The 26,021-nt window shown below is 63.0% G+C and carries 21 protein-coding genes; 13 read left to right on the forward strand and 8 right to left on the reverse strand.

Features of this window, described 5'->3' with window-relative positions; translation table 11 throughout:
• Positions 1 to 39: 39 nt before the first annotated feature.
• From KCX59_RS07000 to KCX59_RS07010, 3 genes are read right to left on the reverse strand one after another with little or no spacing between them, the layout of a single operon-like run.
• Positions 40 to 1,662: an LCP family protein gene (locus KCX59_RS07000; RefSeq protein ID WP_179019211.1), complete on the reverse strand. Its 1,623-nt coding sequence runs from the start codon at positions 1,660 to 1,662 to the stop codon at positions 40 to 42.
• Between the two features lie 14 nt (positions 1,663 to 1,676).
• Positions 1,677 to 2,240, reverse strand: a complete 564-nt coding sequence (gene purE / locus KCX59_RS07005) for a 5-(carboxyamino)imidazole ribonucleotide mutase (protein WP_091466140.1) — start codon at positions 2,238 to 2,240, stop codon at positions 1,677 to 1,679.
• Positions 2,237 to 3,424 (reverse strand): 5-(carboxyamino)imidazole ribonucleotide synthase, encoded by a 1,188-nt coding sequence (locus KCX59_RS07010; RefSeq protein WP_091466142.1) that lies wholly within the window; start codon positions 3,422 to 3,424, stop codon positions 2,237 to 2,239. Before KCX59_RS07010 ends, purE begins: the two co-directional genes overlap by 4 nt.
• Positions 3,425 to 3,603: 179 nt before the next feature.
• On the opposite strand from KCX59_RS07010, the gene KCX59_RS07015 reads away from it, so the two are divergent.
• The gene (locus KCX59_RS07015; protein WP_091466143.1) at positions 3,604 to 4,170 is read left to right on the forward strand and encodes a GtrA family protein; all 567 of its coding nucleotides are present in this window, start codon (positions 3,604 to 3,606) and stop codon (positions 4,168 to 4,170) included.
• Positions 4,171 to 4,182: 12 nt separating this feature from the next.
• Here the strand turns inward: KCX59_RS07015 and KCX59_RS07020 are convergent, their stop codons facing one another.
• A complete protein-coding gene (locus KCX59_RS07020) occupies positions 4,183 to 4,878 on the reverse strand; it encodes a TIGR03089 family protein (protein ID WP_178997902.1) in 696 nt (231 codons plus the stop codon).
• A gap of 376 nt (positions 4,879 to 5,254) precedes the next feature.
• On the opposite strand from KCX59_RS07020, the gene KCX59_RS07025 reads away from it, so the two are divergent.
• The 3 genes from KCX59_RS07025 to KCX59_RS07035 are packed head-to-tail and all read left to right on the forward strand — an operon-like array spanning position 5,255 to position 10,882.
• On the forward strand, positions 5,255 to 5,797 hold the full coding sequence (locus tag KCX59_RS07025; protein ID WP_091466146.1) for a WhiB family transcriptional regulator: 543 nt from the start codon (positions 5,255 to 5,257) through the stop codon (positions 5,795 to 5,797).
• 11 nt (positions 5,798 to 5,808) lie between these two features.
• Entirely contained in the window at positions 5,809 to 9,162 is a 3,354-nt protein-coding gene (locus KCX59_RS07030; protein ID WP_179019209.1) for a glycosyltransferase family 2 protein, read from the forward strand.
• On the forward strand, positions 9,155 to 10,882 hold the full coding sequence (locus tag KCX59_RS07035; RefSeq protein WP_179019207.1) for a DUF5719 family protein: 1,728 nt from the start codon (positions 9,155 to 9,157) through the stop codon (positions 10,880 to 10,882). Before KCX59_RS07030 ends, KCX59_RS07035 begins: the two co-directional genes overlap by 8 nt.
• Positions 10,883 to 10,887: 5 nt before the next feature.
• Here the strand turns inward: KCX59_RS07035 and KCX59_RS07040 are convergent, their stop codons facing one another.
• The gene (locus tag KCX59_RS07040) at positions 10,888 to 11,406 is read right to left on the reverse strand and encodes a metallopeptidase family protein (protein ID WP_091466152.1); all 519 of its coding nucleotides are present in this window, start codon (positions 11,404 to 11,406) and stop codon (positions 10,888 to 10,890) included.
• Between the two features lie 121 nt (positions 11,407 to 11,527).
• On the opposite strand from KCX59_RS07040, the gene KCX59_RS07045 reads away from it, so the two are divergent.
• From KCX59_RS07045 to KCX59_RS07065, 5 genes are all read left to right on the forward strand, one after another.
• A complete protein-coding gene (locus tag KCX59_RS07045) occupies positions 11,528 to 11,926 on the forward strand; it encodes a DUF3499 domain-containing protein (protein ID WP_091466154.1) in 399 nt (132 codons plus the stop codon).
• Between the two features lie 150 nt (positions 11,927 to 12,076).
• Positions 12,077 to 12,295: a Trm112 family protein gene (locus tag KCX59_RS07050; RefSeq protein WP_017198664.1), complete on the forward strand. Its 219-nt coding sequence runs from the start codon at positions 12,077 to 12,079 to the stop codon at positions 12,293 to 12,295.
• A gap of 45 nt (positions 12,296 to 12,340) precedes the next feature.
• Complete coding sequence (gene ahcY, locus KCX59_RS07055; RefSeq protein WP_178997908.1) at positions 12,341 to 13,819, forward strand: adenosylhomocysteinase; 1,479 nt, start codon at positions 12,341 to 12,343, stop codon at positions 13,817 to 13,819.
• Between the two features lie 128 nt (positions 13,820 to 13,947).
• On the forward strand, positions 13,948 to 15,168 hold the full coding sequence (locus tag KCX59_RS07060) for a L,D-transpeptidase (RefSeq protein ID WP_256871582.1): 1,221 nt from the start codon (positions 13,948 to 13,950) through the stop codon (positions 15,166 to 15,168).
• Positions 15,169 to 15,355: 187 nt separating this feature from the next.
• Positions 15,356 to 16,198 (forward strand): pentapeptide repeat-containing protein, encoded by an 843-nt coding sequence (locus KCX59_RS07065; protein ID WP_179019204.1) that lies wholly within the window; start codon positions 15,356 to 15,358, stop codon positions 16,196 to 16,198.
• A 122-nt stretch (positions 16,199 to 16,320) separates the two neighbouring features.
• Here the strand turns inward: KCX59_RS07065 and KCX59_RS07070 are convergent, their stop codons facing one another.
• Complete coding sequence (locus KCX59_RS07070; protein ID WP_179019202.1) at positions 16,321 to 17,127, reverse strand: RDD family protein; 807 nt, start codon at positions 17,125 to 17,127, stop codon at positions 16,321 to 16,323.
• A 105-nt stretch (positions 17,128 to 17,232) separates the two neighbouring features.
• Here KCX59_RS07070 and KCX59_RS07075 point away from each other — a divergent pair, with 105 nt between their 5' ends.
• A complete protein-coding gene (locus KCX59_RS07075; protein WP_179019200.1) occupies positions 17,233 to 18,228 on the forward strand; it encodes a stage II sporulation protein M in 996 nt (331 codons plus the stop codon).
• A 139-nt stretch (positions 18,229 to 18,367) separates the two neighbouring features.
• Complete coding sequence (locus KCX59_RS07080) at positions 18,368 to 19,567, forward strand: TIGR01906 family membrane protein (protein ID WP_179019198.1); 1,200 nt, start codon at positions 18,368 to 18,370, stop codon at positions 19,565 to 19,567.
• 54 nt (positions 19,568 to 19,621) lie between these two features.
• On the opposite strand, the gene KCX59_RS07085 is transcribed toward KCX59_RS07080, so the two are convergent.
• Entirely contained in the window at positions 19,622 to 21,454 is a 1,833-nt protein-coding gene (locus KCX59_RS07085; RefSeq protein ID WP_179019196.1) for an AMP-dependent synthetase/ligase, read from the reverse strand.
• 13 nt (positions 21,455 to 21,467) lie between these two features.
• The gene (locus KCX59_RS07090; RefSeq protein ID WP_179019194.1) at positions 21,468 to 23,285 is read right to left on the reverse strand and encodes a dolichyl-phosphate-mannose--protein mannosyltransferase; all 1,818 of its coding nucleotides are present in this window, start codon (positions 23,283 to 23,285) and stop codon (positions 21,468 to 21,470) included.
• Between the two features lie 133 nt (positions 23,286 to 23,418).
• On the opposite strand from KCX59_RS07090, the gene rsmI reads away from it, so the two are divergent.
• Entirely contained in the window at positions 23,419 to 24,294 is an 876-nt protein-coding gene (rsmI, locus tag KCX59_RS07095) for a 16S rRNA (cytidine(1402)-2'-O)-methyltransferase (RefSeq protein WP_091467602.1), read from the forward strand.
• Between the two features lie 160 nt (positions 24,295 to 24,454).
• Complete coding sequence (locus KCX59_RS07100) at positions 24,455 to 25,936, forward strand: NAD-dependent succinate-semialdehyde dehydrogenase (RefSeq protein WP_179019192.1); 1,482 nt, start codon at positions 24,455 to 24,457, stop codon at positions 25,934 to 25,936.
• Positions 25,937 to 26,021: the final 85 nt, after the last annotated feature.

The raw sequence follows: 26,021 nt of genomic DNA on the forward strand, positions 1-26,021 counted from the left end.
CTTATCGTTGCGCTGAACGTGGGGTGGGCGGAAGGCGGCTTACAGCGGTGCGCACTGTCCGTTGGTTGCCACGAGGTCACGGATACCTTGCTCATCGCCTTGGGCCTTGAGGCCGTTCAGCAACTCGATGGTGATCGGGGTGCCGTCGGGCGTGGTGGTCACCGGGGTGAAATCGGCCGAAGGCGACGGCAGCTGGCTCACGGGAACGGAACCCGCAACCGGGCCCGCGGCCATAAAGGTTCCGGCCCCGGCTCCGTCATAGGAATCGACGGCGTCGCTCGCCTTGGGGGTGTTGGACGAAGCCAGCACTTCCTGGACCTTGGAATGGATCAGGTCAAAGTCCGGCACCGTGGAGAAGGACGCGTCAAAGTCCGGGGGGCCGATAGTGAGGCGCTTGACGGGCTGGTTCTTGGACTTCAAGGCGAGGTCCACAAAGCTGCCCAGCTGGTTCGAGGAAATGTTGGAGTCAACCACCTTGGTGCCGGCGTTGGCGATGTCCTCGAACTTGGTGAGGAGCGTGGCAGGGTCCAACTGCTTGAGCATGGCTTGCTGTACGCACTGCTGGCGCGCGATGCGGGCGTAGTCATCCACGAATTCGCGGGATCGTCCGTACCAAAGGGCCTGGAAGCCATTCAAGTGTTGGTCGCCGGCAGGAATCCAACCGTCAGGCATGCCGTGGATTCCGTTGGCCTCGTCAGTGACGGGACCACTGATGGGCACCCAGCCACCGGCTTTGATACGGATGCCGCCCATGGCATCGATGAGTTTGGCGAAACCGTCCATGTCCACCAGGACATACGCCTGGACGGTGATGCCCAAGGTGCCGGACACGGCTTCGAGCGTGGCCTGCGCTCCGGGATCCGCGACCCCTGGATAGAGGTCCTGGTGGTTATTGGTGACCTCGGTGTTGACAGCGTTGATGAGGCATTCGTCCCCGCAGTTGTAGCCATCGGGGTAGATCTCGCGCATAGGCGAGCCCTCGCTGAATTGGGCGTTCTGAAGGTTGCGGGGGACAGAGATGATGGCACTCTCGCCGGTTTTCGCGTCGACGCTGATGACGGAAAGGCTGTCCGGGCGGCGGCCGGTCCTATCGTCCCCGGCGTCGCCACCCATCATGAGGAAGTTGTACCGTCCGTCCACTGGATCAATGGCGGGACCGGCATTGAAAATGCTGCCGATTGCATTGCGGCTTACGTTCAGGACGTAGGCGAGATAGCCCAGCGATCCGCTGGCGAGGACCGTGGTCACCGCCAGGACGACGGCGATGATGGGGCGCATTCCCGGTGCCAGGAGCGCGGGCCTGATGATTCTCAGGGTATTGAGGAACAAGAAGGCCCACCCCAAGGCCAACGCCACGAGGATCACGATGATGAACAACGAACCCACCGGATGCGTGACGACGCTGAGCAGCATCGTCCGGTTCACCAACGCAATGAACAATGTGAGCAGGGCAAGGGCCCACACCGTGATGGTGACGCGCAAAGCGATGCGGCCAAGTTTGCGGTCCCCGGCAACAATCTGGGCGCTGCCGGGAACAAAGAGAGTGAGGAGGACCAGCACGAAGGCGCGTTTGGTCCGCACCGGAGCGCTGGCGCCGGACGGATAGCGGACGGGATCAGTCAGGGCGGAACCGGGCTGACTCGGGGTCTTGTGCATGGTCATCAACCGCTGCCTTCCTAGCGGGGGCTCCGGGCGGAGGCATTCGCAGGGGAAAAGACCTCTTCTACTTTGTGGCGCAGGTTTTCGCCCTTCTTAGTGGCAACGTCGTTCAGCTCCTGGGCGAAGGTGAGGAGATCCGCGCGGAGCTTCGATGCAAGTTCGTCAGTGCCTGATGCCAACATGCGAACGGCAAGAAGACCTGCATTGCGGGCACCGGCGATGGACACAGTGGCCACGGGAACGCCTGCAGGCATCTGGACGATGGACAGCAGGGAATCCATGCCGTCCAATGTTTTGAGGGGGACGGGGACGCCGATGACGGGAAGGGGCGTGACCGAAGCCAGCATGCCGGGAAGGTGGGCAGCCCCGCCGGCCCCGGCAATGATGACGCGCAGGCCGCGTTCGTGGGCAGTCTGGCCGTAGCGGATCATTTCAGTGGGCATGCGGTGAGCTGACACGACGTCTGCCTCAAAGGGGATGCCGAACTCGGCCAGGGCGTCTGCGGCGGCCTCCATCACCGGCCAATCGGAGTCCGAGCCCATCACGAGCCCAACCAGCGGGGCTGTTCTTTCCGAAGTCATGCGGTCTCCTCTAGGGTGGTCTGCTCGGGCTTTCGGCCGTCACGGATGATGTTGGCCACGGTGGTCGCGCGCTGCCTGACGGAGTCGACGTCGGAAACCGAGCTGCCAACCAGGTTCACGTGGCCGATCTTGCGGCCCGGGCGAACGGACTTGCCGTAGGAATGCACTTTTGCCGCGGGCTCGAAGGCCAACGCCATGGGGAAAGCCTTGAAGAGGTCCTGATTGTCGCCGCCCAGGAAGTTCTTCATGACCACCACCGGGGCCAGGGCATCCGTTGCGCCCAGTGGAAGGTCCAACACGGCCCGCAGGTGCTGCTCAAACTGGCTGGTAATGGAACCGTCTTGCGTCCAGTGGCCGGTGTTGTGCGGACGCATGGCGAGCTCGTTGATAAGGAAGCCTGCTCCGACTCCCGGAGTTTCGAACAGCTCTGCGGCCATGACCCCGGTGACGCCGAGTTCGTTGGCAATGCGCAGGGCAGCCTCTTCAGCCGCAGCAGCCACTTCAACGGAAATGTTTTGGGCGGGTGCGATCACTTCGTCGCAAACTCCATCCACCTGTATGGTGTGGACAACCGGCCATGCACGGGATTCGCCACTTGGGCTGCGTGCCACAAGGGCCGAGAGTTCGCGGCTGAAATCAACCTTGGCTTCTGCCAGCAGGGGACTCATAGCCTGGAACCAGTCGGCAGTTTCCAAAGCATCGTCCGCGGAGTCAACAATCCTGACACCCTTGCCGTCATAACCACCGCGAGGGGTCTTCAGAACCACGGGCCAGCCGATCCTGTCGCCAAAGGCCACCAGATCCTCAACGCTGTGGACAGCCGACCACTCAGGGTTCGGCAAGCCCAAGCGGTCAATTGCAGCCCGCATCACCAACTTGTCCTGGGCGTTAACCAACGCGTCAGGGCCGGGTTGGACGTTGACGCCTGCGTCCAGGAGGGCTTGCAGGTGCTCCGTGGGGACGTGTTCGTGATCAAACGTGAGCACGTCCAGGCCCTTGGAGAACTCAAGAAGAGCATCCAGGTCCTTGTAGTCGCCAAGAGGCGCAGTGGCCACTGCGGCCACGGCAGAAACGTCCTCACCCTCGGCCAAAACACGGAGTTCGAAGCCCAAGGCGGTAGCGGGCGGAGCCATCATTCGTGCGAGCTGGCCGCCGCCAACAACGCCAATTACTGGAAAAGTCACAAGGTTCAGCCTACCGAACCGCCGGCAGGATCACTGATTCTGCCGTCCTTTGGGATGGTTTTCTGCGGCGTGAGGCGCCAGTATCGGCGTTCTCACAGCCCCTTCAAAGGCAGCACATGGAAATCGGCGCTAAAATGGGTGAGGCCCATCGGCCCACTTTTCAACGGCCATGGAGGGTCATGATCACCACACTTGCAGATCGCATCCGCGGACTTGCCTCACTTTTTTGGCGTGAGGTAGCAAAGTTCGGCGCCGTCGGCGGTGTTGCTTTCGTCATCGACTCGGCGGTCTTCATCTGGCTCTTTTCGGGCCCGATGCACGGCAGCGAAGTGTGGGCCAAGGCCATTGCAACCATTGTTGCAAGTATTTTCTCGTGGGTCGCGAACCGTTTCTGGACGTTCCGGCACCGTAAACAGGCCAACGTGGTTCGTGAAGCCGTGCTGTTTGCCATCATGAACCTTGTCGGGCTCCTGATTGCGTCGGGATGTGTGTGGTTCGCAAAGTACATCCTGGACCTCAACGACAAGCCTTCACTGTTCATCGCCGGCAGCGTCGTGGGCCTCATCCTGGGCACCATCTTCCGTTTCTTCGCCTACCGCTTCTGGGTGTTCAACGAAGAACTGGATGCCGAACCCGAGTTCTCGCATGACCACGAGATCATCGAGCTGCACCACAAATCCAAGACCAATTCCGAATCCGGGGCCAACCCGGCGACCGGCGAATTCCCTTCAGTCAAGAACCTCTGACGCCTTCAGAGGTTAAGAACGGCTGACGCGCTCGTTCTCCAGAAGGTGCTCGGTCACATCGAGGTCGGGGTGCACGAGTACTACGGAGCCGTCCTCTTTCCATGCCCCCAGAGAAGCTGCCAGGCATGACTCCAGGCCGTCCGCCGCGCGTACCAAGAGCCGGACGCCTGGTTCCTGGGCGGCAGCAAAGCCTTCAATAAGGTCATCATGGGGGATTCCTGATGTTCCGCGTACGGCGGGCAGGGTTGCCTCGGGTTCGTTGTGCGCCATGAAGACATCGCCATGGGAGCGGACTTCTGCCGCATAATCCACGACGCCGGACGGCAGCTCACCCGGCCAGCGCATGGCCAGTGCAGCCAGCGGCACAGCGACCACAGCTTCGAAGCCGGCCCCGGCGCCGTCGTCGGGCTTGTCGGTCGCCAGCAGATCCGCCGAGGTGTCGTCAAAGACCACTTCCATTCCCAGTTGCCACGCCGCCAGGGCCCAGACGAAGGATTTCCAATGTGCCGGGAGGTCAAGCCTGATGGACATTCCGGGTTCGGCGTCCAGTTCGTCCTGTAGCAGGTTGCTGGTCTTGGCTACCCAGTTATCCAGGACACGCCCCGAAAGCTCCACACGCTCGGAGTCGGGGCCATACCAGGTGAGTCGTGGTGACGTTGAATGACCGGATCGCAGGGCGGTCATCAGGTTCGCTGCCGGGATGCTCATGCGTCAATCTTGCCACGGTGGCCCCGGAGCGTCCCCGGGCTGTGCGTCGGGATTGTGAAATGCGACACACTGGAATTTCTCAAGTCGTTGGGCTCAGTGGCGAACCGGAGTCCATTTCCGCGGAAATTCAATGAAAGTTCACTTGAAGCGATCCAGTGCTTCCATTTCCCGCCGGGACACGCGGCGGCGCGGCCAAAATGTTGGGCGTGGCGCATCCCACGTTTCTACAGATTCTTGATTATTATCCCGGCGCGGCTTGACTGGCGGGTAGTTACACGCGTGTAATTAGTAATCAACGCCGCTGCACAGATTCCCGGAACGACACAGGGAATCGGAAACACATCCAAGCAGCAGCTGCAAAATCAGGAGGGACGCCATGGGGCAAGCGTTGCGTATCCAGGAAGATGCAGTCGTCGCAGAACATGCGTCGGTGAAATACCGTTCAAGGGAAGTGCCGGGAGATTGGTACGTAGACCCGGCGGACCCGGAAGCGGCAGACCGATATAACCAGAATGTGCAGCAGTCCTTGGAGGATCAGGCAACTGCCCTCCTGGCAGCGCATGAGGCGTTGGTGGGTGACCTGCCCGCTGGACCGGATGAAGATCTGGACGACCCTCCCATGGAGCTGCGTCGTCCGCTTGAAACTCCGGGGCAGCCCGTGTGGATCGGCTTGCCGCAAGGGGACTTCGATGACGAGGGCGAACTTGGCTGGCAGACGGACGCGCTGTGTGCACAGACCGACCCTGAAGCTTTCTTCCCCGAAAAGGGCGGATCAACGAGGGACGCCAAGAAGGTCTGCGGTGCGTGCAATGTCCGCTCGCAGTGCTTGGAATACGCTCTCGCGAATGATGAGCGGTTCGGAATTTGGGGCGGACTCTCCGAGCGGGAGCGTCGTCGGCTAAGGAAGCGAGCGGTCTAATTCTCAAGGAAGTGCATGTTACCGCCGTCGTGGTTTCCCACGACGGCGGCAACTATCTGCCCAGGACATTGGCGGCATTGTCGGACCAGACGCGTTCGGCCGATGCCGCCATTGGCATTGATACAGGTTCCACCGACACATCGCTGGACTTGCTCCGCGAGGCCCTCGGCCAGAACAGCGTCACCTCTTTCCAGCATGCGAGGTCCGGTTTCGGAGCGGCTGTTCGCGCTGGCCTGCAAGAGCTCGCCCCGGCCGACGGTGACACGCAGGGTGATTCCGTGCAGTGGATCTGGCTTTTGCACGACGACGCCGCGCCCGCGCCTGATGCGCTGGCGGAGCTGCTCCATGCGGTTGAACGCGCCCCCTCGGTAACTGTGGCCGGCTGTAAGCAGCTTGGCTGGGACAATAAGCGGCACCTGGTCGATGTTGGACTCTCAACCAGCCGCTGGGCTGAACGCCTCACCTTGATCGACGCCGACGAAGTGGACCAAGGGCAATACGATGCCCGCACGGACACCTTCGCGGTGAACTCCGCAGGAATGTTGATCCGCCGCGACGTCTGGGAACTGCTGGAAGGATTTGACCCGGCCTTGCCTGGCAGCGGCGACGACGTGGACTTCTGCTGGCGTAACTGGCTTGCGGGCAATCGCGTAGTCGTAGTCCCCAGTGCCCGCATGTTCCACGTGGAGCACCGCCCGAATGGCCTGGGCACATCCTCCGCGGCACGTAAGGCCCAGATCCATCTGCGGCTCAAACATGCTTCCTGGTGGAAAGTGCCGTTCCAAGCCGTGGGCGCCTTGTTCGGTGCCATCATCCGACTCATGCTGAGCATCCTGGTTAAAGAACCGGGATATGGCTTCTCCCAATTCACCGCCACCATCGCTGCCCTTGTCCGGCCGGTGGCCATAGCCAAGGGCCGCCGCGTTGCGGCCAGGACACGCCGGGTACACAGGTCCGTGGTCCGGGGACTTCAGACACCCACGCGGGAGGTGCGTGCCAACAGGCGCTCCTTATTGGAAGCAATCCGGCCCGCAGAGGAGACTCCCGCTGTCTCTGACCTTCTTGCCCCTGAACCCAGCGGGGATGCGGCGGATGACTTCGCCGCACTGGCCACCAGCGAACGTGGCTGGGTGGGCACGGGTGCCGTTGCAGCTGCATTGATAGCTCTTGCGGCAGCACTTGTGGGACTGCTGGGGCTGCTCCGTTCAGGCACCGTTGCCGGTGGTGGGCTCCTCCCTCTTTCGGGGTCACCAGGCGACATCTGGGCGAATGCGTCCACTTGGTGGATCTCATTGGGTGCAGGCCTGCCCGGACACGGCGATCCATTTGGCTATGTCCTGTGGCTGCTTTCCCTCTTCGGGGGTGGGGATGGCAACGCCGCAATGGTGTGGCTGCTGATCCTTGCCATGCCGTTATCCGCATTGGGCGCATGGTTCGCGGCGGGCGCGCTAACTACCAAGCGTCGCTTCCGGGTTGCGGCGGCCCTCGCCTGGTCCGGTGCTCCCGCACTTCTGATCTCCATCAACGAGGGTCGTGTCGGCGCCTTGGTGGCGCACGTCATGATGCCGCTGCTTCTCCTCGCGCTGTTGCGTGCCTCGGGATCGGCAGTCGCCCAAGGGTCCGCTTCGGCGGGGACCCAACTCAGCCGCCGTCCGGCCCTGATAGCCGGTAAGCCCGGCATCAACGGAACACCGTCATGGACTGCTGCAGCCGCCGCAGGTCTTGCCATGGCCGTTGTCACGGCCTCTGCCCCGTCATTGTTGGGGCCTATCGCCGTTGCAGTGATACTGGCTGCAGTAGTCCTCGGGCATCGGGGCAAGACGCTGTGGTGGTCGCTCCTGCCAACTCTCGCTTTGTTCCTTCCGTATGCGATATCCGTTTTGGACAGGCCGCGCTCGTTGCTTGCCGACCCTGGTTTGCCGCTGACGTTTGAGGCTGCTCCGTTGTGGCAACAGCTACTTGGCCAGCCGCTGGCCTTCGACATCGACGGCGGCTTGACCGGTTTGGCGGTCTTCGGTCCTGGCGCTGTGCCCTGGGCCCTGTTGCTGGCTCTGCTGGTCATCGCACCAGTCCTGATCCTGGCTGTTGCCGCCTTGTTCGTACCCGGTAAACGCGCTGCGCTGGCCCGGGTGTTCTGGCTGGTCGCTTTGGCTACGCTTTCGAGCGCTTGGCTGGTGGGCCACGTAGCTACCGGGGTCAATAACAATGTGATTGTTGGACCGTTCACCGGCCCGGCCGTATCGGCTGCGGGAATGTTGCTTCTGGGTGCTGCAGTTCTCGGTGCTGAGAAGCTCTTCACGGCACCGCGAAAGACGCCCAAGGCTTCCCGGCGCCACTTCCCCCTGCGGCGCGTAGCCTCGGCCGCGACCATGGCGCTTCTGGTTGCCGGCCCTCTTGCCGGCATGGCTGCCTGGACTGCTCAGAATGTCCTGCAGCCTACGCCGACTGCCGTCGCCATTGCGGCACCTAACACTGCCGAAAAGACGTCGTCCCTTGGCTCCGGCCGACAAATATGGCCGGTGGATACGGGCACGTTGCCTGCCACCGCCGTCGACCGTGGCCAGGGACCGGAGCGAACCCGAACGTTGGTCATCACCAGCGGTGAGCAGGGCGCCTTCTCCTCGTCCCTGATGCGGGGAGCAGGAACCACGTTGGACAGTTTGTCCACCATTGCCTCTGCACGGACCATCATTGGCGCGCCGGGACGCGAAGAAATCGCGGCCGATGACGCTGCCACCACGTCCCTCCGCCGGTCCGTGGCCACCATCGTGGCGGGAACCGGCGTGGATCCCCGCGCCGACCTGGAACAACTTGGGGCCGGATTCGTGGTCCTCAAGGCAGCAGACAACGCCGCCCAGTTGACGGCCAGCCGGATCGATGCCGTCCCAGGGCTCGTGGCTGTTGGCCAGACCGACGCCGGGTGGCTGTGGCGGGTGACGCCCCGGAGCCAGCCCGCGGCTACTGCCGCGGACACGGCACACCGGGTACGCATCGTGGACTCCGAAGGCGCTCTGCTACGTGCGCTGCCATCCGAAGAAGTGGATGTGGATACCACTGTTGAATCAGGCAATGAGGGCCGAAAGGTGGTCCTCGCCGAACGGTCCGATCCCGGCTGGAGCGCCTGGTTGGATGGCCACCAACTGCAGGCCACCACATCCGGCTGGTCACAGGCGTTCGAGTTGCCTGCCAGCGGCGGCGACCTTGAAATCCGCTACACCAACCCTTGGGCATTGTGGATCGGGATCCTGCAGGCTGTGGTGATTGGATTGACGGTCCTTTTGGCCGTTCCAATGCCCGCACGCCGCAGCCGAACCGGCATGTCGAGGGATGAAGTCTCCCTCCGTAAGGAGTACAGCAGTGTCTGAGGACCAGAAGAACGAGTCCGGCGAAAGCTCTGGAACCTCGGAAGCCCCGAAGTCCCGTGCCGGGAACAACGGAGAAACAAGCAGGTCGGGTAAAGGCCCGCGGAGTTCGAGTTCCCGCGACTCCGGTTCCCGCGGCCCGAAGTCCCGCAGCTCCAACAGGGGAGTGGTCACTGGCGTCCTTTCAGCAGTGGTCATCCTTGCGGCTGGCGGCGGTGCCGTGGCCGCGACGTCGATGGTCCCGGAACCTTCCGGGGGTACCACCATGGATATTCGCCAGGCCGACGTTCCCGCGGGCCGTTCCATGGGTGTCTGTCCGGAACCTGCGAGGCTCGTGAGCGGAACCGTGGTGGGCACGGATGCTGACTTCAGCCCCGTATCCACCACTGCCACCAGCGCCTTGAACGCCGTGGTGCTGAGCAACCCGGCCGGTACGGTGCCCGAAAGCAATGTGACATCGCTGGGTGGCGAGATGGTGGAGTTGATCGCCAAGGCTCCTACCAGCACGCCCACACCCACGGTTGGTCCGCCCGTGCTCGCGGCCGGAGTGGCGAACATCAGCCCGGTGGCGTCTCCCACCGTTGTGGGTGCCGAGGCCCTTGGAAACGAACAAGCGTCCTTGGCGGCCAACCTTAGCTACTCAGCGGCGGACGGCGACCTTCGCGGCCTTGCGTCTACCCAATGCCAGCCGCCGGGCAACGACGCGTGGCTCCTGGGTGCCAACACGGCCGTGGGCCGAACTGCCGTCCTGAACGTGAGCAACGCCTCCGAGACCCCGGCCACAGTAAGCCTTGACCTCTACGGATCCGAGGGACAGATCCAAGCTCCCGGGGCCCGTGGTCTCCTGGTGGCTCCCGGAACCACCCGCTCGGTGAATCTGGCTGGGCTCGCACCGGGCGAATCGCAACTTGCCGTGCACGTGCGCAGCACGGGCGGTCCGGTAGCCTCCACTATCCAGCAGAGCGTGTTGCGTGGAATCGCCCCAGGCGGTGTGGAGTACCTCTCGCCGGGTGCGGCGCCGTCCAACCTGCAGGTGATGTCCGGCGTCGACATCCAGGACCCGGCGGCCATCAAGGCGCTGGCCGGTAAGTCGGGTTTTGCGGACGCCGCACCGGCACTCCAGATCGCAGTGCCCGGATCCACCGACGCCGTTGTGCAAGTAAGCCTTTACGGCGCCAACGGTGAACGAAAGATTCCCAATGGGGGAGTGGTGACGGTAAAGGGTGGGACAGTATCAACACTTAACCTTGAGGGCGTCCCGGCTGGCAGCTACACCGTCAGAGCCAGCTCGGATGTCTCGTTCCTGGCATCGGCGAGGGTTACCCGCGGTTCCAAGGCCGAGGAAGCAACCGACTTTGCGTGGTCGCCGTCGTCGGCCCGTCTTGGCAGCCAGCACTTGGTAGCCGTACCACGGGAAGGCCAGCGGTCTTTGAGCTTCGGTGTTCCCGAGGGGCGTGGCACAGTCAGTTACGCTCCGGTGACCGCTGATGGAAAAGTCGGCAAGGCCATTGACGTGGACATGTCGGGCGGGACGACCTCGGTGATCGGGTTACCGGACAAGTCCGGTAGTTCGGCTGTGGTGGGCTACGTGGTTTCGGCCGCGGGTGACCCGGTGTACGGTGCGCTGGTACTTGGAAAGCAAGGACGGACAGACGTTTCCGTTGTAGCAATTCAGGAGGCAGCGGCCGGCCTTGAGAAGGTTCCGGTCTCGGTCGGCTACTAACTAAGTTATTGGTAGCGGCGCCGGTAGACCGGGTCCAAGGTCTCCGGGGGCACGCCGAGCATCTCGGCGGTGTACTCCACTACGACGTCGTGGACAAGGTCCTGCAGTTCTTCTCGAGTGGCAGCGCCCTGCTCAACTACCCGGCGGTACACCGTAATCATGGGTGCCTCGCCGCGGCCACCAGGGGTGTAGGAGCCCATGGGGGCAGTGTTTCCCGTGGCGACCAGCTGCTCAAGGTTGGGTGGAATTTCATCGACTGCAAAGAGAACGCCGTCGAGCTGTTTGCCCCACATGTCCTGGAGCCGTTCGGCAGAGTCCAGCACCATGTCATCAAAGCGTTCCGAGCGCGTGCGGAAGCCGGGGAGATTGGGGAGCATCAGCTCTCCACGCAGTCCCCGTCCGTGCCGGTTTCGCCGGCGTCGTCGGAAGCCCCGTGCTTCCGAACCGGCGTGTTCCTGGGCCTGATCGCCATCGGCGTCAGTCCACCGGATGTTGAACCCGGGAACATGTGGCTGTGACTGCATATATCGACTTTAGTCCTGAGGAACCGCCAGCGCGACATCAAGGCCCGCAGCGCGCCGCAGCGGCAGATACTCGCGTGGAGTTCGCGGGGCACGGGCGGGCAATGCGCAATGAATGCGCCCAATGGCGCTAATCTGGGATGTTGTGGGTGCCATTCGTCAGTGTTCCAGATCAGCCTGCCGCCAGTCCGCGGTGGCCACTTTGACGTACGTGTACGCAGAGTCAACCGCAGTTTTGGGTCCCCTGGCCACGTACGCAGAACCGCATGCGTACGATCTTTGCTCGCAGCACGCTGAGTCACTGACGGTTCCGCGTGGCTGGGAAGTCCTTCGCCTTGCCATGCCCACAACGCCACAAGAGCCGGGCCCGGATGACTTGCTGGCACTTGCCAACGCGGTCAGGGAAGCGGCTTCGGCCACCACCGAAACTCCAGCCCGGCACAGTCACCCTCAGATGGAGCCGCCCGCCGGCACCGAAGGAACCCGTCGAGGGCACTTGCGCATCCTCCGCGAACCGTCTTAGCCGGACCGCACCCGTTTCAGCTGCCGGGCTTCGGCTACCGGACGCAATTCGTCGTCGGGATCAAAACAGGATCTCCCTGCGCGGTAGTCTGGAATCTGCAGATATATCCGCCAGCGGCGCCATGCCGGCGCCACCCAGGGAGCATCATTCATGCCAAAGGTCAGTCCTGAACTGTTGTCCATCCTGCGCTGCCCCGTGACGGGTTCACCGCTGGTCCAGGAGGGCGATGAGTTGGTTTCCACCGATGCCGCTGCGGACGGCGAAAAGCTCCGCTACACCATCGAGGACGGCATCCCGCTGCTCCTGCCACCCGAACTGCTGGCCGCAGCCAATGCGGCAACCTCAGGCCAGCACGATTCCAAGGCCTGACGCGCTTTCTTCCATCAAATCCGCACGGTACCCCTAAGGACTTCCATGACTTTTGACTTCAAAGTGGCTGACATCACGCTTGCGGAGGCCGGCCGACACCAAATCCGTCTCGCCGAGCACGAAATGCCGGGCCTCATGTCGCTTCGCGCGGAGTTCGGTGCAGAGCAGCCCCTCAAGGGTGCAAGGATTGCCGGTTCCCTGCACATGACGGTCCAAACCGCAGTACTCATCGAAACCCTCACTGCCTTGGGCGCGGAAGTTCGCTGGGCTTCCTGCAACATCTTCTCCACCCAGGACGAAGCCGCTGCCGCCGTCGTCGTCGGCAAGGGAACCCCGGAAAACCCGCAGGGTGTTCCGGTTTTCGCCTGGAAGGGCGAAACCCTTGAGGAGTACTGGTGGACTGCGGAGCAGATCCTCACCTGGCCTGGTGCCGACACCAACCCGGAGTTGGGTCCCAACATGATTCTCGACGACGGCGGCGACGCCACGCTGCTGCTTCACAAGGGCGTCGAATTCGAAGCCGCAGGAGCCGTGCCGACCGCCACTGAGGATGATCCGGAGGAATACGTCCTCATCCTGGACCTCCTGCGCAGGACCCTTGCCGCTGATCCGCAGAAGTGGACCCGCCTGGCCGCCCGCATCGAAGGCGTCACCGAGGAAACCACCACAGGCGTGCACCGTCTGTACCAGCTCGCGGAGCAGGGCAAGCTGCTGTTCCCGGCCATCAACGTCAACGACTCCGTGACCAAGAGCAAGTTCGACAACAAGTACGGCATCCGCCACTCGTTGCCGGACGGTATCAACAGGGCCACGGATGTCCTGATGGGCGGCAAAGTCGCGGTTGTGTGCGGCTATGGCGACGTCGGCAAGGGCGCCGCTGAGGCGCTGCGAGGCCAAGGCTCGCGCGTCATCGTCACTGAAATTGATCCCATCTGCGCTCTTCAGGCCGCTATGGACGGCTACCAGGTTGCCAGGCTGGAGACGGTGCTCGCCCAGGGCGACATCTTCATCACCACCACAGGCAACAAGGACGTCATCATGGCCGAGCACATGCTGGGCATGAAGAACAAAGCGATCGTTGGCAACATCGGCCACTTCGACAACGAAATCGACATCGCCGGGCTTGCCAGGATTCCGGGCGTCAAGAAGGTTGAGATCAAGCCGCAGGTCCACGAGTGGGTCTTCGAGTCCGGGACGGATTCCGAACGGTCCATCATTGTGTTGTCCGAGGGCAGGCTGCTCAACCTGGGCAACGCCACAGGACACCCGTCGTTCGTGATGAGCAACTCGTTCGCCAACCAGACCATTGCGCAGATCGAACTCTGGACCAAGAAGGACCAGCCCGCCGGTGAGCGCGAGTACCGGAACCAGGTTTACGTCCTTCCCAAGATCCTTGATGAGAAGGTTGCACGCCTCCACTTGGATGCTTTGGGCGTGGAGCTGACGGAGCTGAGCAAGGACCAGGCGGATTACCTTGACCTGGATGTTGCGGGTCCGTACAAGCCTGAGCACTACCGCTACTAAGCTGCACTATCCGCCCCCGGCGGTACCCAAATCGATGGCGAAAGGCCGGACACGCAACCAGCGTGGCCGGCCTTTCCGGTAGAATTGGGTGTTCGGTAATGCTTGTGGGGGACAGGATGACAGGAACCATGACGGAAGTCGCCAAACGTAAAAAGGGCAAGATCCTTGCCATCATTGGAGTCTGCGCAGCCATTGTCGTGGGTGGAATTGGCGTGGTCGCGGTGCCGGGCCTGCTGGCAGGTTCTCCGCAGGATGCGGCCGTAGCGCCGTCACCGACTCCCACGGTGGAAGCCAAACCCGTTGAGCTGGGCATCACCCCGCTGGATGGCGCCGTGGAGTGGAACCCTGTTGTGGGTCCCCAGATCAAAGCAGTCAACGGGAAACTGAAGGACGTAGTGCTGGCGCCGGTGGGCGGTGGTGCGCCTGTGCAAGGCACGACCAGCCCTGACGGCAGCACTTGGACAACTCTGGAAGTCCTGAAGTTCAAAACCCAATACAGCTACTCCTTCACCGTTGTGGATACGGCGGGGAAAGAGACTAAGAAGTCCCAAACTTTCACCACGGTTTCCGCCGCCTACGAGGCCGACGCTTCCATCAACCCCCGCCACGGCACCACGGCCGGCTCCGGTCAGCCCATTGAAATCAACTTCAGTGAGCCCGTTGTAGACAAGGTGGCAATGGAGAAGCGGGTGGCCATCACCGTTTCCTCCGGCCAGCCCGTTGCCTGGCACTGGTATTCGGACAAGAAGGTCCGGATCCGTCCCGAGGCTTTCTGGGCCTCCGGCACCACCGTCACCGTGGATATGAAGCTATTGGGCGTGGATTTCGGGAACAACATGATCGGCAACGCCGACGTGGTCTCAACGTTCACCACCGGCCCCCAGCGGGTGGCCGTGGTAGACGACAAAACCAAGACCATGAATGTGTACTCCGACGGCCAGCTGGTTCACACGGCACCTGTGTCCCTCGGCGGGGAAGATTGGCTTTCTCCCACCGGGTACGCGGTGATCATGGAACAGGAACGCCACTCGAACTTCAACGCCGGAACAATTGGCCTGAAGCCCGGCGACAAAGGCTACTACCCGCCCCTCGTAGTGGAGTATGCCAACCGGCTCACGTGGTCTGGTGTGTACGTTCACCAGGCCCTTGAAGCCGCATGGAGCTCAATCGGGGTGGCTAACGTCTCGCATGGCTGTGTGGGCCTGCTGCCGGCGGATGCTGAGTGGTTCTTCAACAACATGAAGACCGGTGACGTTGTCCAGATCCTGAACACCGGCGCACCGGCAGTGGAACCGCTGGAAGGCTTTGGCGACTGGAACATTCCGTGGGCGAGCTACGCCCAGCGGTAGTCCTGCTGTTAAGATCCTTGTAGTGATTATTTCCTGCGCACTTTGACCCATTGCTCCAGCGCTGACACGACGTCGGCCCTGCTATTTGTGCTGCCCTCCAAGATGATTCCGGGTGTCCCTCCGGGGAACCCGCTCATGGGTTCCCCGGCTCCTTCCACCGGACCTTTTCTTATCACTTGGAGCACGCATGACCATTTCACCTACGCTCAGCCCCGACTGCGGCAATTGCTTCGCCCTTTGCTGCACCGCGCTCGGATTTGCCCGATCAGCTGACTTCGCCATCGACAAACCTGCCGCTTCGCCGTGCCCGAATATGGCGGACGACTTTTCCTGCACCATCCACCAACGCTTACGGCCGAGAGGCTTCCGCGGTTGCACGGTATTTGATTGTTTCGGCGCCGGCCAAGTAGTGTCCCAACACACCTTCGCCGGCACCAGTTGGACGCAGGACCCTTCGTCCAAGTCCCCGATGTTCGCCGTGTTCAAGGTGGTCAGGCAACTCCACGAGATGCTCTGGTACCTGGACGAAGCCCGGCAACGGACGTTTGATCCAGACCTCGTACTCACTGCGGAGCACCTGTCCGAGCGCATAGCGGCCGCCGCACAAGGTGATGCGTCCACGGTCCTGGCCACCGACGTCGAAACTCTCCATGGAGAAGTCCGCGCACTCCTGATGGAGGTTAGCGAAGAACTACGCGCCTCCTACGGGGCCGAGGACAAGCCCAGGCTCGACGCCGGCCGCCAACCGGGTGACGACGCCAGGCTGGGCGGCGCTGATCTGATGGGAGCCAACCTCGCGAACCAAAGCCTGTGCGGATCGGACCTCCGCGGTGCATACCTGATCGGAGCCAATTTACGGAAGTCCGACCTCACAGCCGTGGACCTCCTGGGAGCGGATCTTCGCGGAGCACAACTCCACGGAGCCGACCTCTCCACTGCGCTCTACCTGACCCAACCGCAGATCAACGCCGCCGAAGGCGACCCCTCCACCCTCCTACCCCCACGACTCACAAGACCGGATCACTGGTGACTGCAGCGGAATCGGGACTAGCCGGTCGGCCGGCGTCCGGCAGCGTGCGTCTAAGCGAGGAACGAGCGAGCACGCCGAGGACGGCGGCCGCCCGGCGATGGCTGGTAACAGCCGCACCAGAGTTAGGAATCGTGAATGAACGGCAGCTTTCTGAGTCGTTCCCCTACGGTCGCATTCCGCTGCTCCGCTTGGCGGAGTCGTGTGAGTTCGCGGTTGCGCCGTTCCCCGAGGACTGCGCCTATGTAGTCTTCGGGGATGGTGCCGGCGGGCGGGGGTGGGGCGACGTACCTTGCGAGTTCCGATGCGAGCGAGGCGGCCATGTTGACGCGTGAGGCCGGTGCCATGAGGTAGGCCTGCTGCACGAAGGTTCCTGCCCGGCGAGCGGTGGCATCCGGCACCCTGCCGATATCTGCCATCGCAACCCATGTTTGCAGGTGGTGCGGTGCTACGGGCATGATGCGGGGCGTTGAGGGTACTCGTTGCCGGAGGGAGTAGGTGCCTGCAACGATGTCGCCGAGGCGCTTGGATTTGTCGTTGAACAGTGCCACGCCAATTGCGAGGCCGCCGAAGGTCAGGTAGATCTCCAGGAAGCCGAGGAGGCCGCGGATGAGGGCGTGCCGGAAGCGGATGGAGCCGCCGTCGTCGCGCACTATGCGGAGCCCTGTTGCGAGCTTTCCCAGGGACCGCCCCCGTGTCAGGGTTTCCACGGTGACGGGGACGATGACCACCGAGAAGACGACGCTGCTGAGGACCATTGCCTGTATGGCGGCGTCGTCGAGATCCCGGGAGGCGCTGGTGATCAGGATGATCAGGAGTATCGCGAGGGCGATTTGGGAGATCACGTCAATGATGAGCCCCAGTGCTCGCGCGGCGAAGGAAGCCGGGCGAAGCTCGAGGACCACGGCCTCGCCTGTGATGATTGAACTCATGCCTGCCCCCATGTTTCGCCAACGCTTCGGGCCACACGACTGCCCTCATCAACGAGTCTAGCGGCGGGCTGACCTGCCGGTGGATTCAGGCGCTAGGGTGGTGGCGTGGACATAGATGCCTTCTCGGCCGTACATGGGGACAAATGGTCGCGGCTTCATTTCCTGGCACATAAGCGAAGGCTTACGGGTGCTGAGGCCGATGAGCTTCTTCGCCTGTATCAAACGGTGTCCGGGCACCTGTCGCTGATCCGGTCTGTGGCGCCGGAGACGGGGTTGTCCGCATCCTTGTCTGCAGCGTTGGCCCAGGCCCGGACGAGGTTCACGGGGGCCCGCTCCAATTTCATGGAGGACCTGGCGCGGTTCTTTGTTATTTCCCTCCCTGCGGCCTTCTACCGGATCCGGTGGTTGACCATGTGGTGCGGGCTTGCTTTTGTCCTGGTGGCAGGTGCCTATGCTTTGTGGATTGGCACCTCTCCGGAGGCCCTGAGGGCCGTAGCATCCAGTGATGCCAAGGTGCAGCAGTATGTGGAGGAAGACTTCATCGACTACTACTCCGAGAATCCTGCGGCTTCCTTCGCCGGGTTGGTGTGGACGAACAACGCCTGGATTTCCGCTCAAGCTGTGGCTTTTGGCATTACCGGATTCTGGGTGCCATTCATCTTGTTCATGAACGCGCAGGGGCTGGGAATCGCGGCCGGTCTCTTCCTGGCCACCGGGAAGATGGACATTTTCTTCAGCTACATCCTTCCGCACGGCCTCATGGAACTCACAGCCGTCTTCATCGCCTGCGCGGCGGGGCTCAAGATTTTCTGGGCCATGGTGCGGCCGGGCCCACGGAAAAGGCTGCAGGCTGTGGCCGATGAAGGCCGTTCGTTGATCACCATTGCCTTGGGGCTGGTGCTCGTCCTGCTGGTTTCGGGCATTGTTGAGGGCTTTGTGACACCGAGCCCGCTTCCCGTATGGGCCAAGATCACCATTGGTGCGCTGGTTCTGGCCGGATACTGGGCGTACACCTTGGTGCTGGGTGGGAAGGCAGTCCGTGCAGGTGTCACAGGAGACATGGATGACAACGACGCCGGTTATCGCAGCATTGCTGCGTAGAGCTTACAGTTGCGTTTCAATCTGGTCGCGGCCGGGGTGGCACCGCGTGTCTCTGTAATGCCGGGCGGTAGGCTCGAATGCAGACAAGAGAGCCGGCAGCAAGCAATCGCCGGTGGATGCCTACGGAAGTGAACCCGCTGTGAGCGACAAGAGCCCAAAACCACAAGAACCGGACACGGAAGTCCACGAGGACCCCAACGAACCGGCCTTCGACTGGATGAAGCCGAAGACGTCCAGTGGTGCTTCTCCGGCCACTCCTGCAGCCAGCACCGCAGCCACACCCAAGACCGGTGCCACACCGTCGGACAACAAGCCGTCGGCCGCCACCGCTTCCACTCCCACGACGCCTGCCACCGGCCAGCCCGGGAGCCGCGCGGACCGGAAAGCGGCAGAAGCGGCCGACGTCGAGGTTGAGCCGCCGCTGTTCGCCGACACCTTGGCAGGCGCTTCCACCACCAAGCAGCCGTCGCACTATTCGGAACCCCTGCCGACGTCGGCTCTCCAGATCCGGCCGCCGGAAGACGAAGTGGCGCGACGAAACGCCGAACGCGAGCAAGCAGCAAAGGTGAAGCCGGTAGGCCCGCGGATCTTCCAGGTGCTTTTGGCGGTCTTCTACCCGGTGATCCTCCTGGTGCTTGCCGTCCGGGCAGTCACCAGCCCGCTGTTCCTGTGGGTGGAGTACAACCGCCCGGGTTTCCCCGGCGACGGCTACGGTTTCAGCACTGACGACCGTATGACGTACGGCTCATACGCCGTTGATTACCTCAGTAACTGGGCCGGCCCGCGCTACCTGGGGGGCTTGGTCAACCTGGACGGCGACAAGCTCTTCACCGACAGCGAAGTTTCGCACATGGCAGACGTGAAGCTGGTCATTCTTTCCGCCTTCGGGGCCGGGCTATTGCTCATCGTCCTCAGCATCACCGCCATCCTGTATCTGCGTAAGCGAAGCACCGGCGGGATCCGCCGTGGTCTCTTTGCGGGCTCAATCGTCACGCTGGTCATCATCATTGGCCTCGCAGTATTGGCGGTCCTGGGCTGGCAGCAGTTCTTTACCGAGTTCCACCGCATCTTCTTTGCCAATGGAACGTGGACTTTCTCGTTGGAAGACACTCTTATCCGGCTCTTCCCCGGGCAGTTCTGGATTGACGCGGGCATTGTCATCGGGGCCCTGGTGTTCCTCGCAGCGACGGTGACGTTCATCCTCACGTGGCCTACCAAGCGGCGTCGCGGCCTTGCGTCGGCACAAGCGGACGAGGACCGCGAGGAATCTGACGAGGCAACTCCCACAAACGACGATGCCGACAGCCTTCGCAAGGAACCGACGAGCGCTGCGCGCTAGCGGGCTCGTTCCGCAGGGGGCTGCGCCTGCGGCGGCTGAGCCAGGCGGGGAAAACTACTTCCTGTACAGCTTTTCCACAGCCGCGGAGAAGTCGTTGAGCACCGCGGCCCTCTTCAGTTTGAGCGAGGGCGTCAGGTGCCCAGACTCGACGCTGAGATCCGCCGTGATGAATGCGAATTTCTTGATGGACTCAGCAGCTGAGACGAGTTTGTTGGCCTCGTCCACTGCCGTCTGAACGGCCGCCTTTACGCGGTCATCGGCAGCGGCATCATCGGGGGTCATGGCTCCCGCCTTGTTCTCGGCGCACCAGTCCGCAAGCCCTTCGGGGTCCAATCCGACTAGTGCCGCCACGAAGGGCCGGCCGTCGCCGACTACTACTGCCTGACCCACCAAGGGGTGCTCGCGCAGCTTCTCCTCCAAAGGAGCCGGTGCCACGTTCTTTCCAGCGGCGGTGACCAGGAGGTCCTTCTTTCGGCCGGTGATGGTCAGGAAGCCGTCGGCGTCGAGCTCGCCGAGGTCGCCGGTTCGGAAGAAGCCGTCAACGAAGGCAGCCTGCGTGGCCTTGTCGTTGTTGTGGTAGCCCTTGAAGACTCCAATGCCCTTGACCAGCACTTCGCCGTCCTGCGCCACCCTGACGGTGGTTCCAGGAAGAGGAATGCCCACCGTGCCTATGCGGGACATGCTGGGAGTGTTGACGGTGCAGGGTGCCGTGGTCTCTGTCAGCCCGTAGCCCTCAAGAACAGGAACTCCCGCGCCGTGGAAGAAGTGGTTGTCCCGGACGCTAAGGGGACTGGCTCCGGAAACCGTGTAGCCGACGTCGCCGCCGAAAACGTCCCGCACTTTGGGATAAAGGAGCTTGTTGAAAGTGGAGTGCTTCAGGCCCAGAAGCCAACCCGGACCCGGTCCTTCGCTACGGTTGGCGAGGTCCACCGCCGTCGAATATTGCACCGCGGTGGTCGAAGCTGCCGAGAAGAGAGCGGACTTACCGCTCATGGCCGCTTTGTGGCTGGCACCAGCGTAAACCTTCTCGAAGATGCGGGGCACAGCGAGCAGGAAGGTGGGCTTGAAAGATCCGAGATCCGCCATGAGTCCGCTGGCGCCGGCACTGTGTCCCAGTGTGATGCCCGCCGTGAGGCAGACAACCTGGACAGCCCTGGCGAGGACGTGCGCCAAGGGCAGGAACATCAGCGTCCGTGCGCCTTGCTGCATGAGCAGCTCGGGGAGGAAAGGGATGACGTTACGCGCCACGAGGACAAAGTTGCCATGGGTGATTTCGCAGCCCTTGGGCTTGCCCGTGGTTCCGGAGGTGTAAACGATGGATGCAACGCTCGCCAGGTTTGCCGCGCTGCGCTGGCGCTCCAGTTCGGCGTCCATGATACCTATTCCGACGGCGGAGACGCTGGTCAGGTTGGGTGCGTCGCCGTCGTGCTCCATTCGGATGATGGTCACTGGGTCCTCGCCCAAGGCCGGGGACTGTTCCACCAAGGCGCGGACGAGGCTCTCCTTGGCGGTGTCCTCCACAAAGATGCGCCGGGCGCCGGAATCCGAGAGGATCCACTCAATCTGGCTCGCCGATGACGTCTCATAAATGGGGACAGTGACTCCGCCGGCCATCCAGATGGCGAAGTCCACCAGCGTCCACTCAAAACTTGAGCGGGAAAGCACGGCTACCGGATCGCCGGGGTTGAGCCCGCCCGCGATCAGGCCTTTGGCCAAGGCAGTGACGTCGGCAAGGAACCTGGCTGCCGAGACGTTAAGCCAACCGTTCGCGGTTTTATGCGCGTACAGGTTACCGAACGGATCCTTGTGGCAGCGTTCCAGGAGGAGGTCCGTCACGTTGGTGTTCGGGTCCGCCTCGACCAGAAGCTCCGTGCTTGCTTCCCTCACTGCTTGCCTCCTCCTAGATCCACGATGGCATCCACATTCTCATCCGCCACTCCTGGTAGCTGATGACCTCCGCCGTGAGCACGGGATAGAAGAATGCCGTTGCGAGCACGGCCAGCACCAGGACGAGCGCAACTATGTAGAGGCCCGATCGTCGCCGCCACACGGGGTCGCCGCTGCGTCCCAAGACCAACCCGAGCACATACGTCAAGCCCAGAATCAGGAACGGCTCGAAGGACACCGCGTAGAAGATGAACATGGTGCGTTCCGGGTACATGAACCACGGAAGGTATCCGGCGGCCACTCCGGCAAGGATGGCACCTGCACGCCAGTCCCGGCGGCCTGCCCACCAGAACAACAGGATGACCAAGGCGATGGTTCCACCCCACCACACCACTGGATTCCCCACTGGCAGGATGGCCGAGGAACACGTTTCAACAACACAGCCCGGGGTGCCCTGCTTTGGGGTCTGGTAGAAGAACGAGGTGGGACGGCCCATGATGAGCCACGTCCAGGGGCTGGACTCATACGGATGGTCGGAGCTGAGGCCTTGATGGAATTTGTAGGCTTCCAGGTGGTAGTGCGCCAGGGACCGTACGGAGTTGGGCAGCCAATCCCAGCCGGGGGCCGGGTTGGTGGCAGCCCATTGCCGGTAGTAGGCGTCTTTCGAGAGGAACCAGCCCGTCCAACTGACCACATAGGTGACGGCGGCAATCGGGATGATGGTCAGGAAGGCGGGGAGGCCGTCCTTGATGATGCCGGCGCTGAACCAGCTCCGGATGCCTGCGATGCGCCGGGCGCTCAGGTCCCACAGCACGGTCATCAGCCCGAAGCCGGCTACGAAGAAAAGCGCCGACCATTTGGTCCCCACTGCCAGGCCGAGGCAGAGGCCTGCCACCAGTCGCCACCACCGCATGCCCAGCCAGGGGCCGGCAACCAATTGGGTGGGTGTGGGCCGGCCTCCCGGCGAAGCAGCCGCTTGGACGGCGAGCCGGGAAGCCAGACGACGGCGGCCGTCGTCGCGGTCCATCAACAAGGCACCGAAAGCGGCCAGGATCCAGAGCGCCAGGAAGACGTCCAGCAGCGACGTACGGGAGAGCACCAGATGGTGGCCATCAATGGCCAGCAGGAGCCCGGCGACGGCACCCAGGGTGTGCGAGCGGAACAGCTTCAGTGCGATGAGTGAAACGAGGAAGACCGTCAGCGTGCCTGCCAGGGCCGCACTGAACCGCCAGCCGAAGGGGTTATCCCCGCCGAACAGCCACATGCCGAAGGCAATCATCCATTTGCCCACCGGCGGGTGGACCACGTACTCCGGAGTGTTGAGGAGGATGTCCGGGTTGCCGGCATTGAAGGAATCGTTGGCGTTGGCCGGCCAACTGCGTTCGTAGCCGCTCACCACATAGGAGTAAGCGTCCTTGACGTAATATGTTTCGTCGAAAACCAGGCTGTGCGGGGCATCAAGCCGGAAGAAGCGGAGGACGCCGCCCAGGATCGCCGTGATGGTGGGGATCAGCCAAAACCACAAGCGCAACGAGGCCGGGTAGTCGCGCCAGCTTTGGACACCACCGATCAGGCGTTCCTTCAACGCCTGGGCAGTGTAGGCCTCGGTCGGTCGGGTGATCCAGCGGTGACCTTCCAGCCCACGGCCGGGAAAAGTTCCGCCGGGGATGTCGGTCGGCGCCGACGCCTGCCGGGGCGCTGACCCGACGGCGCGTTTCGGTGCATCCTGCTGACTGCTGCTTAACTCCACAGTTGTGTCTTCGGGTTCAGGGGTCGCCGGGGATGCCGCCGGGGATCCGGAAGCGGTAGCAGGAACGGGCGACTGGTTCACCCGCCCATGCTACCTTTCCATCCTTGCTGTATCCCTGAACCCCGCGGCTGCATCCTTGAAGCGCGTGCGGCATTAGGCTTGGCAGGTGGACGAACAGCGCAGCACCCCGGATGAGACTCCCTTTAACGACGACCTGGATGAGTCAGCTTCTGCTGCCGATTCCGGTGCAACTCCCGGCGTCGGCAGGATCGTGCTTGCCGCTACGCCCATCGGCAACGTGGGTGACGCATCCGCGCGCTTGATTGAACTCCTGGGCACCTCGGACATTGTGGCCGCAGAGGACACCCGGCGTTTGCACCGGTTGGTAACGGCGCTGGGCGTCGAGGTCACCGGACGCGTCATCAGCTACCACGAGCACAATGAAGTGGCCAAGACCGGTGAACTCCTGGACCACGTGCGCGCCGGCAAGACCATCCTGATGGTCAGCGACGCCGGAATGCCCGCGGTTTCCGACCCGGGTTTCCGTCTGGTGGAGGGCGCAGTTGCCGCCGGACTGACGGTCACAGCCGTTCCCGGCCCTTCTGCGGTACTGACGGCCTTGGCGCTGTCCGGCTTGCCCACCGACCGCTTCTGCTTTGAAGGCTTTCTTCCCCGGAAGTCGGGGGATCGGAACTCACGTCTCGCCGACCTCGCAAATGAACGCCGCACCATGGTCTTCTTTGAGGCCCCGCACAGGCTCGAGGTCATGTTGCGCGCACTGCACGAGCGCTTCGGGGCCGATCGCCGGGTTGCTGTGTGCCGCGAACTAACCAAGACCTATGAGGAAGTCATCCGTGGCACCTTGCGTGAACTGCTGGAGTGGGCGGAGAACAACGAGGTCCGCGGCGAAATCGCAGTGGTGGTGGGCGGTGCACCTGAGCAGGAACCGGGCAAGCCCGAGGATCACGTCGCCGCGGTGAACGAACTCATTTCCCAGGGCATCCGCCTGAAGGAAGCTGTGGCCGCAGTGGCCGACGATGCCCGGGTCAGCAAGCGGGAGCTCTATTCGGCAGTCCTCGCAGCGCGCTGACGTCCGCTGTGCAGCTGCACAAAATGGCGACCATGCGGCAGTGCGTGAAGGCGTAGACACTGCTTCTCGCGGGGCAGTACCGTGGCAGTAATTCAAGCCACTTCCGGCAACGAACCCCAGTGGTGCAATTCTCCAAAGCACCCAAGACGAAGGAGTCGCCATGACTGTCACGGTTGAACGCGAAAGCGAACTGCTGGCTTCCGTCCCTACCGGCCTGCTGATCAACGGTCAGTGGCGCCCGGCCGGATCCGGAAAGACCTTTGATGTTGAGGACCCGGCCACGGGCAAGGTCCTGCTCAGCATCTCCGACGCCGGTGCTGAAGACGGCGCTGCCGCCCTCGATGCCGCTGCTGCCGCCCAAGCCGATTGGGCCCGCACCGCACCGCGCGAACGCGGCGAAATCCTGCGCCGCGCCTTTGAACTGGTCACCGAGCGTGCCGAAGACTTCGCACTGCTGATGACCCTCGAAATGGGCAAGCCCCTTGCCGAAGCCCGTGGTGAAGTCACCTACGGTGCCGAGTTCCTGCGCTGGTTCTCCGAAGAAGCAGTCCGCGTGTCCGGCCGTTACTCCGCAGCACCTGATGGCAAGAACCGCCTCCTCGTGCAGAAGAAGCCGGTAGGCCCCTGCCTGCTGATCACCCCGTGGAACTTCCCGCTGGCCATGGCCACCCGCAAGGTAGCCCCCGCCGTCGCCGCGGGTTGCACCATGGTGCTCAAGCCGGCCAACCTGACCCCGCTCACCAGCCTGCTCTTCGCCCAGGTCATGCAGGAAGCCGGCCTCCCCGACGGTGTCCTCAACGTCATCCAGACCTCCACCGCCGGCGCCGTCACGGGCCCGCTGATCAAGGATGACCGCCTCCGCAAGATCTCCTTCACCGGCTCCACCCCGGTGGGCCAGGCACTGATCCGTGAAGCAGCGGACAAGGTCCTGCGCACCTCCATGGAACTGGGCGGCAACGCACCGTTCGTGGTCTTCGAAGACGCCGACTTGGACAAGGCCGTTGAAGGCGCCATTGCTGCCAAGATGCGCAACATGGGCGAGGCCTGCACCGCAGCGAACCGCTTCATTGTGCACGAGTCCATCGCCGATTCCTTCGCCGAGAAGTTCGCCGCCAAAATCGGTTCCCTGACCACCGCCCGCGGTACCGAGCCCGAATCCAAGGTTGGCCCGCTCATCGACGGCAAGGCCCGCGACGGCGTCCACGCCCTCGTTTCCGAAGCCGTAGCAGGAGGTGCCACAGCTGTCACCGGTGGTGCCGCCGTGGACGGTCCCGGCTACTTCTACCAGCCCACCGTGCTGAAGAACGTTGCAGCTGACGCCCGCATCCTGCAGGAAGAAATCTTCGGGCCGGTAGCGCCGATCATCACCTTCTCCACAGAAGACGACGCCGTTCGCTTGGCCAACAACACCGAATACGGCCTGGTTGCCTACGTCTTCACCAAGGACCTCAACCGGGGCCTGCGCATCAGCGAACGCATCGAGACCGGCATGCTCGGCCTCAACGCCGGTGTCATCTCCAACGCCGCCGCACCGTTCGGTGGCGTCAAGCAGTCCGGCCTGGGCCGCGAAGGCGGTTCCGAAGGCATCGAAGAGTACCTGTACACCCAGTACGTAGGTATCGCGGACCCTTACGCCGACTAGGCCGCACAGGATCCGGTCCACCGCTCTCGCAACAAGAACGGTTGACACACGCAGGGGCCCGGCCCCGGAACCACAAGTTCCGGCG

The organism is Paenarthrobacter nitroguajacolicus (genome assembly GCF_051027655.1).
GTDB classification, from domain to species: domain Bacteria; phylum Actinomycetota; class Actinomycetes; order Actinomycetales; family Micrococcaceae; genus Arthrobacter; species Arthrobacter nitroguajacolicus.